The organism is Trinickia dinghuensis, assembly GCF_003367175.1.
In the GTDB taxonomy this organism is placed as follows: Bacteria; Pseudomonadota; Gammaproteobacteria; order Burkholderiales; family Burkholderiaceae; genus Trinickia; species Trinickia dinghuensis.
In genome coordinates, this window is record NZ_QRGA01000017.1 from 189,700 (window position 1) to 199,583 (window position 9,884).

General features: G+C 62.7%; 8 protein-coding genes. 7 read left to right on the forward strand and 1 reads right to left on the reverse strand.

Annotated elements, in window-relative coordinates; genetic code table 11:
- The first annotated feature begins 9 nt into the window (after positions 1-9).
- From DWV00_RS26995 to DWV00_RS27010, 4 genes are all read left to right on the forward strand, one after another.
- Positions 10-1,401 (forward strand): NAD(P)/FAD-dependent oxidoreductase, encoded by a 1,392-nt coding sequence (locus DWV00_RS26995; RefSeq protein WP_115536679.1) that lies wholly within the window; start codon positions 10-12, stop codon positions 1,399-1,401.
- 159 nt (positions 1,402-1,560) lie between these two features.
- A complete protein-coding gene (locus DWV00_RS27000) occupies positions 1,561-2,244 on the forward strand; it encodes a TetR/AcrR family transcriptional regulator (RefSeq protein ID WP_115536680.1) in 684 nt (227 codons plus the stop codon).
- Between the two features lie 166 nt (positions 2,245-2,410).
- Positions 2,411-3,700, forward strand: coding sequence for an acyl-CoA dehydrogenase family protein (locus DWV00_RS27005; RefSeq protein WP_115536681.1), 1,290 nt, complete (start codon positions 2,411-2,413; stop codon positions 3,698-3,700).
- Positions 3,701-3,770: 70 nt separating this feature from the next.
- Complete coding sequence (locus DWV00_RS27010) at positions 3,771-5,414, forward strand: methyl-accepting chemotaxis protein (protein ID WP_245965057.1); 1,644 nt, start codon at positions 3,771-3,773, stop codon at positions 5,412-5,414.
- 41 nt (positions 5,415-5,455) lie between these two features.
- Here DWV00_RS27010 and DWV00_RS27015 read toward each other — a convergent pair whose 3' ends face one another.
- Complete coding sequence (locus DWV00_RS27015) at positions 5,456-6,895, reverse strand: TetR family transcriptional regulator (protein WP_115536682.1); 1,440 nt, start codon at positions 6,893-6,895, stop codon at positions 5,456-5,458.
- Positions 6,896-7,560: 665 nt separating this feature from the next.
- Between DWV00_RS27015 and DWV00_RS27025 the strand changes: the two genes are divergently transcribed.
- The 3 genes from DWV00_RS27025 to DWV00_RS27035 all read left to right on the forward strand — a co-directional run.
- Complete coding sequence (locus tag DWV00_RS27025; RefSeq protein ID WP_115536683.1) at positions 7,561-7,758, forward strand: hypothetical protein; 198 nt, start codon at positions 7,561-7,563, stop codon at positions 7,756-7,758.
- Positions 7,758-8,657 (forward strand): LysR family transcriptional regulator, encoded by a 900-nt coding sequence (locus DWV00_RS27030; RefSeq protein WP_115536684.1) that lies wholly within the window; start codon positions 7,758-7,760, stop codon positions 8,655-8,657. Before DWV00_RS27025 ends, DWV00_RS27030 begins: the two co-directional genes overlap by 1 nt.
- A gap of 257 nt (positions 8,658-8,914) precedes the next feature.
- Positions 8,915-9,884 (forward strand): NAD(P) transhydrogenase subunit alpha (locus tag DWV00_RS27035; protein WP_147297990.1); only part of this gene is annotated, 970 nt, incomplete at its 3' end.

Sequence of the window (9,884 nt, forward strand, 5' to 3'; positions counted from 1 at the left end):
GAGGCAGATATGGGAAGCAGCAACGGGGGTTCGGAGCGCTATCGTCCGATCGGCGGGTGGCTCGAAAGGCCCGACGATCCGCGGCCGGAACTCGAGGGCGCGATCGGCGCGGACGTCGTGGTCGTCGGAGGTGGGTTCGCGGGCCTGTCCACGGCGCTCGAGTTGACCGCGCGCGGCGCGAAGGTCATCGTTCTCGAACGCGAGTTCGCGGGCTTTGGTGCGAGCGGGCGCAACGCCGGTTACCTCGCCGGGGCGATGGGGCTCGAGTTCGAGATGTTCCTCAAGCGTGTGGGTCAAGAGCGTGCGAAGAACATCGTCAGCTATTACGACGAGGGCGTGCGCTACGTCGAACGCAAGCTACGCGAATACGGGATCGACTGCGACTACAACGCATCGGGGATCATCCGCGCGGGCGTTCACCCGTCTCAGGAACACCGAGTGCGCGAGAACCAGCAGCAGTGCACCGAACTCGGCTCGCCGACGCAGTTTCTCGACGGGGCAGCGATGCGCGCGCGCGGGATACCGCCGGCGTTCCTGTTCGCGAGCTACACGCCGCTCGGCGGTACGCTGGACCCGGGCAAGTACGTCATGGGGCTGAGGCGCGCCGCGCTGCGAGCGGGCGTCGATCTCTACGAGAACACCGCGGTCCTGTCCTATGACGAGGGGGCGACTGTCAAGGTACGTACCGCGCGCGGTAGTGCGAGCGCCCCGGTGGTTGTGCTCGCCACCAATGCCTATACGCCGCAGCTCGGCCTGCTGCAAAGCAAAGTGATCCCGATGCAGGTCTCGGCCATGGAAACCGAGCCGCTTTCCGCCGCGCAGCTCGCCGCGTTGGGCTGGCCTCGCCGCGAGGGCATCGTCACGGCGCATTGGACGATGGAAAGCCACCGCTTGACGGCGCGCAATACGCTGGTCGTGACGACGAAGCGAATCCGCTACCCCTATGGGTCGGCAACGCCGAACGTTCCCGACGCCAAGGCGAATCATGCGCTGGAAGCTGCGTTGCGCGAGCGCTTCCCCTCGTTGGGCGGCCTCGGCATCCGCGCGTTCTGGAGCGGCTATGCGAGCATTGCCGGCGATGCGTTGCCGGTCGTGGGAGAAGCCGGCGCGCAAGGCAACATTTTGTACACGGCCGGCTGTTCGGGACACGGTGTCGGGACCCAGTCGCTGATGGGGCATCTGCTGGCCGAACGGATTTGCGGCAGCGAGCATCCGCTGCTGGCGGCGCTGCGTCATACGCCTCCCTCGATGCTGCCCGAGCCGCTGCGATGGTGCCTGATCAACGGCATGCTCGGCATCGCGAACCTGCTCGACGGCCGCGTGAACGGCAAGGCGCGTGCCGCGGCCCGAAACGCGCCGGCCGCGGGAACGCCTCCCGCGGTTAGCGACGAAAACGCTTGAGGCGGGCGGCGCGCCGCTGAATCGGGACGGGCCGCCCGGCGTCGCGACGCATATTGGAAATCGAGGCTGGCATCGGGTATAGTCATTTCCGCCCAACTCAACGCCAGCCCGATTACATCGCCTCAAAAAGGCGGAAACGTCCAGACTAAGACGACAACGATGACACTGCCCAGCGAGCAGCGCAGCAGAAAACGGCGCACATCGAGCGCGGCTCAGGCAGCCGCTGACCCCGACGGCTTGCGCGCCCAAGGCGTGCGTACCCGCAATACGATCGTCCGCGTGGCGAGAAAGCTGCTGCTCGAAGGCGGTCCGCTCGAATTCTCGCTGCGTGCCGTTGCACTCGGCGCGGGGATCAGCGTCAGCAATCTCCAGTACTACTTCCCGACGCGACCCGCGGTGTTGCGCGCGGTGATGGCGCCGATCATCACCGCGTATCTCGATGCGCTGAAGCATGCGCTCGACAACAACGTGCCGGCGAAAGACGTGCTCGAGGCGATGATGGAGCGAGCGGCGAGCGACGCAAAGGATTCGAAGAACGTAGCATTGTGGTGGCACTTCGTTTCGTTCGCCTCGACCGATGCGGAGTGCGCGGGACTGCTCGACGAATGGTACGAGACTTTGACACGCGAACTCGGCAAACTGATCCGAGCCGCCAATCCCAAGCACAGCGCGGCGGGAAGCGTGCAAATCGCCGCCTTGCTCATGGCAATGGCCGACGGCTTGACGCTCCATATGGGAACGGGACGGAGCAAGCGCGCTTATACGCGCGGGCTCGATGCGCGCTTCCTAGCCGCCGCGAAGCAGCTCATTTGGGGCGAGTTGCCCGAGGCCCCTCAGGAATAGCCGCCGCAAGCTGTAGCAGCGATTGAAGGACAGGGGATTACCCTGTCTTTTTTTTGCCTCTTGTGTTTTGTATAGTGACCTAACTTTTGCAACATGACCTATTTTAGTGCAACCGAATGCACGAGTCGTTCGGTTGGTACGGATCCAGTAAAGGAGGAGCGCCGAAATGATTCATCTGCACAAGACTGCCGAGTTGCCCACCGTCGGCATCACCGGTTTCGAAACCCCGCTCAGTGAAGAGGAGAACGCGATCCAAGCGACAGTCCATCGCTTCGCACGCGAAGTGCTGCGGCCGGTCGGCCGTGAACTGGATCGGATGGCGCCGGAGGAGGTGATCGCGCCGGGGTCGCCGTTTTGGGGTGTCATGGTCGAAAGCGCGAAGCTCGGCCTCGATCCACGGCTGATCGCGGAGTTTCCGCCCGAGACGGCCGTGCGGATCGAATCGCTGATCGGCGAGGAGCTTGGCTGGGGCGATTCCGGCTTGGCCGTGTCGATGGGTTGCGCCACGATGCCGTTGATGATGGCGCAATCGATCGGCAATCAAGAACTGATCGACCTGTGTACGGGCAAAATCGGCTGCTGGATGAATACGCAGCCTGATCGCGGTTCCGATGCCGCGATCTTGTATCGGGCGGAGCTCAGCGCACATGGGAAGCAGCCGATCGGCAACGTGACGGCGAAGGTCGGCGAGCAAGAGATCGTCATCAACGGGCAGAGTTCGGCGTGGGTCTCGAACGGCTCGGTGGCGCAGGTCGCGCTCGCCTATATGGCGGCGGACTACGGCGACGGATTTCACGGTGCCGGTGAGCACGGCCCATTCACGAACGGGATCGGGATGATCGTTCCGCTCGATCTGCCCGGCGTTTCTCGCGGCAAGCCGCTCGACAAGATCGGCCAGCGCGCGCTGCCCCAGGGCGAGATTTTTTTCGACAACGTCAAGGTGCCGAAGCGCTTCGCCATTGCGTTGAAGGACGAGTACCTCGGCAACTTGGCGTCGGCGTGGTCGTACGCCGGGACGCACATGTGCCAAGTGTTCGTGGGTGCGGCACGGGCGGCGTTTGACCTCGCGCTCGGCTATTGCCATGAGCGCAAGCAGGGCGGCGCGCTGCTGATGGAGCATCAGATGACGCATCTGCGCATCGGCGAGATGCTGCGCCGTCTCGAGATGGCGCGTGCCATCGCCCGCCGCAGCCTGGCTTTTTCCCGCATGGCGCCGCGCAGCCATCCTTATGCGACGGCACAGGCGAAGGTCAGCGTCACCGAGGAAGCGATGAAGATCACCCACGAGGCGTTCCAGCTCTTCGGCGGCAACGCCACCACGCGCGAATTCCCGATCGAGAAGCTCTTCCGCGACGTGCGTTCCGCGCTGATCGAGGACGGCGAGAACTACATTCTCACGTCGCGATTGGGCGTGCTCGCAGGCAAGCTCTACGAGAACGGTTGGGCGCGCGAGTGAGCATCGTGCGTTGACCAAAGACAAAAGAAAGGGCACTTCCAGGCGGCATCGGCGTTATACGGGGAACGACGTGAAAAATATTTCAAAGAGCATCAAGCTGAAAATCGCTTTCGGCTCGAGCGCGTGCGTGATTTTGATGTCCGCGATCGGGCTGTTCGGGCTCTATGGGCTCTACACCCTGAATGCGAATCTGGACGATGCGTTCTCGGGGCATGTGGTGCCCGTCAACGAGCTGTCGGAAGTGCGAGCCGCTCAGTCGGATCTCACACTTCAGATCGCTCGGATTGAAATGTTTGCCGATCCCACCGTGACGAGGGGGGCCATCGAGGCCATTCGCGCCGATCAGACGCGGATCGCCGACGCCTGGAATCGCTACTACGGAAAGGGAATCCGTAACGGCCGGGAGCGAGCGCTCGCGATGCAGATCCGAGATCTGCTCCCGCAATTCACGAAAGTCACGGACGACGCCATCGACGCCTTGAACTCGGGCAACGATGACGTCGCTATTCCCGTCATCAAGAAGCTCATTCCGATCGGCACGCAGTTCACGGACTTACTGGCGCAGGATGCCGCTCTGCATCTTGCGCGGGCCAAGCAGTTCGTCGTGGATAGTCAATCGACGTATCTTAGCGTGCTGTGGATCGCGATCGGGCTGGTCGGCGTCGGCATTGCGTTGACCATCGGCGTTTCGATTTACCTGATACGCGCCATCTCTCATCCGCTCGGCAAGGCGCTATCGGTCGCGAACCAGATTGCCGCCGGCAACTTGGAGAACGAAATCGCGGCGGAGCTCAGCGACGAATTCGGGGATTTGCTCCAAGCGTTGAACCGGATGGCCCGCCAACTGAGCGATACGGTGCGCGGGATCAAGGACATCGCGGGATCGGTGGCCGTGGCCTCGCGGGAAATCGCGAACGGCAACGCCGATTTGTCGGACCGAACAGAAAAGCAGGCTACGTCGCTCGAGCAAACCGCGACGAGCATGACGCAATTGACGGAAACCGTGAAGCACAACGCCGACAGCGCGCGAGAGGCCAACGTGCTCGCCACGCGTGCCACGAGCATGGCGGATGCGGGCAACGACGCGGTACGGCACATGGTCGGGACGATCGAGGAAATCAGCGGCAGCTCGAACAAGATCACCGACATCACGAGCGTGATCGAAGGCATTGCGTTCCAAACGAACATCCTCGCGCTGAATGCCGCGGTCGAGGCAGCCCGCGCCGGAGAGCAAGGCCGTGGTTTTGCCGTCGTTGCGAGCGAAGTTCGCAGTCTGGCACAACGTTCGGCCGCCGCCGCAAAGGAAATCAAAGAACTGATCGGTTCGTCGGTGGCGATGATTCAAGACGGCGCGAAACAGGCAACACAGGCCCGCGAGACGATCGGCGAGGTGAGGCTTGCGATCGAACAGGTCTCGGCGATCGTCGGTGAAATTGCCGAGGCATCGGAGGCGCAGACGCGCGGCATTGAACAAGTCAACCAAGCGATCGTTCAGATGGACGAGGTGACGCAACAAAATGCCGTCTTGGTCGAAGAGGCCGCACGGGAAGCTCAGGCGCTCAAAGAGCAGGCGAGGGTCCTGAACGATGCCGTATCGGTCTTCAAGCTGGCGAATGCCGGTGCCGGTGCCGGTGCCGGTGCCGGCGTGGGCGCGAGTCCGTCGATGCGGAGTCGAGCGGAGGCGGGCCTGCTCTACGGATCGACGGTGCACTAACACCCCATACTCTTTCGACGATTGCGGCGAGGCATCCGGCGTTAGAGCGCCGTCTTCGCGTCGACGGCGCCTTGCGCGATGCGGGCCGCCATCTCGATCATCAATTCGAATACGCGGTCCACGTTCGGCGGCTGTGACTTCGCGCCGAACATCAAGGTCGCCGCGCCTTCCATTTGCGCCGCGATCAGTGTGGCTCGAACAATGCATTCGCGCGCGGTAGCGGATGCGTCGATCTCGCGCACTAGGTTGACGTAGATCGACCGATAGGTGAAATAGGAGTGCGCGACGAGTTCGCGCGTGGTCTCCGAGTGCCCGGCCAGCGCAAGAAATTCGAACGAGAAGCGGCACACTTGCGGATCGAGGGCCTCTTCGAAAACGTCCGAGACGATTTCGCGCAGCCGTTCCAGGGCGGGTTTGCCGCTCGGCTTTGCCATCTCGGCGTAGCGGTCCAGAAAGACCTGGATCAATGCGTCGATGGTCGAGCGCAGCAGATCCTCATGCATGGGGAAGTAATTCTGAAGCGCCGACGGCAGCATGCCGAGTTCTCTGGCTACGCGCGCTTGGGTAAAGTTCGCGTAGCCTTCCGTTGCCAAGAGATTGGCCGCGGTAGAAACGATCTCGTTGATCTTCACTTCCCGGCGCCGCCCGCGAACCGTCGGCCGGTAATACAGGCGCTCCTGCCCGTCTTGCCGCACGGTCAACTGGAACTGTGCCTCCTCGATCTGTCCTTTCGGATCGGTGGCATTGGCGTACGCGCTGCCCTCATGGGCTGGCCGGCGATTGCGCGCGCGGCCGGCGGCGGGCCGGCTTTCGAGTGCCTGCCCCGACAGGCCGACGATCATTTTCACTGCGCGTTTGGTCATGCGGGCGAATTCGGCGGAATCCTTGTCCCGTGCCGCACCGCGATTCGCGAATATCGCCATGCCGTTCGTCTGGGCGACGAGAACGGCCGCACGCGTCAAACATTGCTCGCTCGTTAGACTCGGATGAATCTCCGATAGGAGGCCGGCGAACATGCTGCGATACCTGGCGTACCACTCATCGATCAGGTCTGCCGCAAACGGCTCGTGTTGGGCGAAGGCCCAGATTTCAAATAGGAACCGCGGCAGATCGGTCTCGTTGATATCGCGAAGAAAGCGCTCCACGAGCGCCGCGCAACGCCGCGCGGCAACGGCGCCGGGCCGGGTCGCGATGGCCGCGTAGTCGTCCAGTATTTCGCGCACGTAGGTTTCGAGCGCCGCGCGGAGCAATTCTTCCTTCGTTCGGAAGTAGTACTGAAGGTTTCCCAGCGTGATGCCGACGCGGCCCGCGACGCCGCGCGTCGTGAACCCCGCGTATCCATCCTCCTGGAATGCCTCCCGGGCGGCCACGATGATCTGCGTGAAACGGAGTTCCCGGTTTCTTCGCGCGACCGATCCCGTCACCGAATCGGCATGCCCGCCACCCTCGAAAGGCAGTGTTTCTCGCTCTTTCCGTTGCACGTCGGACTCCCTGTGAAATTTCCCTGGTTACACCGAATTATAGGTCGCTTCGACATGGAGTGGAGCGCAAAGACGCAAGCTCGAACGACCGGATTGATAAAAAATAACGGATGATCGCAGGCCTTTCGCGCGTGGATAAGCCCACGCCACCGAGCGAAGAAGCCTTTTTCCGACAGGGCGATAGAGAGAATTTGTTCACACAAGTCGGTAGTTCTCCTCTCGAAGATCATCTTGCTTGTAGGTCCATCAACAACTATTATTAGGTCAATAATACGTGGTTGGTAGGTCGATAATATGTGATTAATAGAAGATAAATCGTCGCATGAATGGGGATGGCCGAAGGTGAAGGAGCAGGAGATGAACAGCAACGTAGTATCTTTGCGGAGCTTGATCGACAAGTGGCTGGCTCCGACGCCGGCGTCGCCGATATGCGTGACCCGCCTCAGTTACGCGAGGTCCCGGCCGACGCGTTGCGTTCGTGTCGAATCCGTTGGATCGTCCGGTGCGCTGGCGATCTTCTTTTTCCGGCACGCGAACGGATCGTGGTCTGTCTCTCCTCCGGAGTTGGAGCGGCCGGCCATGGCCTACTAAATGAAGCGTGAAAGAGTCGAAGGCGCGATCGAAGGAGGGCCGGCCGATACGCCGGCATGAGATGAGGAGTTGCCATGAACATCGAAGAGATTGCTCGCGAGGCGGGCATGCAAGTCGTGCTCGATGGGCGGATCGGCCGCCAAGAATACAAAAGCGTGTATGGAACGCTTCAGGCCTTGCGGCGGTTCGCCGACAGCATTTGCGAGTTGACCGCGGGTGACATGCCGATGGCGTCCGATGGAAGCCGCCGTGCTAGAGAGGAACTGTCATAGTGTCTCTGTCCAAGATCGATCTGAACCTGTTCGTCGTCTTCGACGCGATCTATTCGACACGCAATCTCACGCGGGCCGCGGAGAAGCTGTTCATCACGCAGCCGGCCGTGAGCAACACGCTGGCGCGCATGCGCCGCGTGTTCGACGATCCGCTCTTCGTCAGCACACCGAACGGCATGGTGCCGACGCCGCTCTCGGAGAACATCGTCGGCCGCGTACGCGAAGCGCTGCAACTGCTCGAGTCGAGTGCGCATGCGGGCGAGCGATTCGATCCCGCCGTGTCGGAGCGCGTCTTTCGGCTGAGCATGACGGACCTCACGGAGGCGCTGTTGCTGCCCGCCCTTGAAGAGGTGCTGCAACGGCTTGCGCCCGGCATTCGCGTGGAAAGCTACTTCACGCCTCGCAGCGCCATTCCGGATGCGCTTGCCAATGGCGCGGTCACGCTTGCCATCGACGCGCCGCTGATCAACGACCCCTCCCTCGAACAGGAGTCGGTGGATCAGGACCGATACGCCTGCATGTTGCGGCCCGATCATCCGTACGCACGCGATGAACTCACGATCGACGACTACCTCGCGCTCGGTCATATCCATGTGTCGAGCCGCCGGCAAGGGATCGGTCTCGTCGATGCCGAGCTCGGCAAGATGGGGCTTAGCCGAACGATCCTCACGCGCGTGCAGCATTATCTGGTGGCGCCTTTGATCGCCATGCGCACCGACCTCGTGTTGACAGCGCCGCTCAGGCTGCTGCAGCGCTACGACGCACGGATTCTCGAGTTGCCCTTCGACATTCCGCGTATCGAAGCGCGATGCTATTGGCACCGGAGCGTCTCGGAGGATCCCGCGCATCGCTGGCTGCGGGAGCAAGTCTGCCGTCTTATGCGGGAGACGAGCACCTAGTTTCTCGGGTAGCGGGGTTGTCGTCCGGCATCACAAAGGCTTATAACCCGCCATCACGACAATAAAGTTAGGGAATGGCGCGCTGCCGAATATCCTCTCGGTGAAAGCGCTTATCAGCATGTACGGCTCGATTGCGTGATGCCGGCCCGGGACCGACGTCGATGACGCCTGAAACGGGTGCCGGTAAATCAAGCGGGATCACGCCGCCTTCGGGTGGTCCCATACCTGTTGCGCAAACCTAATTTTTCAAACACGACATGCACATCGGAGTGCCAGCCGAGACGCGCTTGCATGAAGCGCGCGTAGCCGCGACGCCCGAGACGGTGAAGAAGTACGTCAGTCAGGGGCATCGCGTTACCGTTCAGCGGGGCGCGGGCATCGCCGCGAGTTTCACCGACGAAGCGTTGGCCGCTTCGGGTGCGGAGCTTGCCGATGCGGTTACCGCTCTCAACGCCGATCTCGTTTTGAAAGTTCAATCGCCCACGGAATCGGAATTGGCGTGGATGAAGCGCGGGGCCGTGCTCGTGGGCATGTTGGATCCCTTCAACGAGCAGAACCGGGCGCGCCTGGCCGAAGCCGGCGTGACGGCCTTCGCGCTCGAAGCCGCGCCGCGCACGACGCGCGCGCAGAGCCTGGACGTTCTGTCCTCCCAAGCGAACATCGCCGGGTACAAAGCCGTGTTGCTCGCGGCCGATCTCTACCCACGCTTCATGCCGATGCTGATGACGGCCGCCGGTACGGTGAAGGCGGCCCGCGTGCTGATTCTCGGCGCGGGCGTGGCGGGCTTGCAGGCCATTGCCACGGCCAAGCGCCTGGGCGCCGTGATCGAAGCCTCCGACGTGCGGCCCGCCGTCAAAGAGCAGATCGAATCGCTGGGCGGCAAGTTCCTCGACGTGCCCTACGAGACGCAGGAAGAGCGTGACGCGGCGGAAGGCGTCGGCGGCTATGCGCGTCCGATGCCGCTGTCGTGGCTCACGCGTCAAGCGGCTGCCGTGCACGAGCGCGCCAAGGCCGCCGACATCGTCATTACCACGGCCCTGATCCCGGGCCGCGACGCGCCGATGTTGCTATCAAGCGAAACGGTGCAGGCGATGCGCCCGGGCTCGGTCATCGTCGATCTGGCCGCCGGGCGTGGCACCGAGCTGGCCGGCATGCCCGGCGTGCGCGGCGGCAACTGCCCGCTGACGGAGCCAGACAAGGTGGTGACCAAGTACGGCGTGACGATCG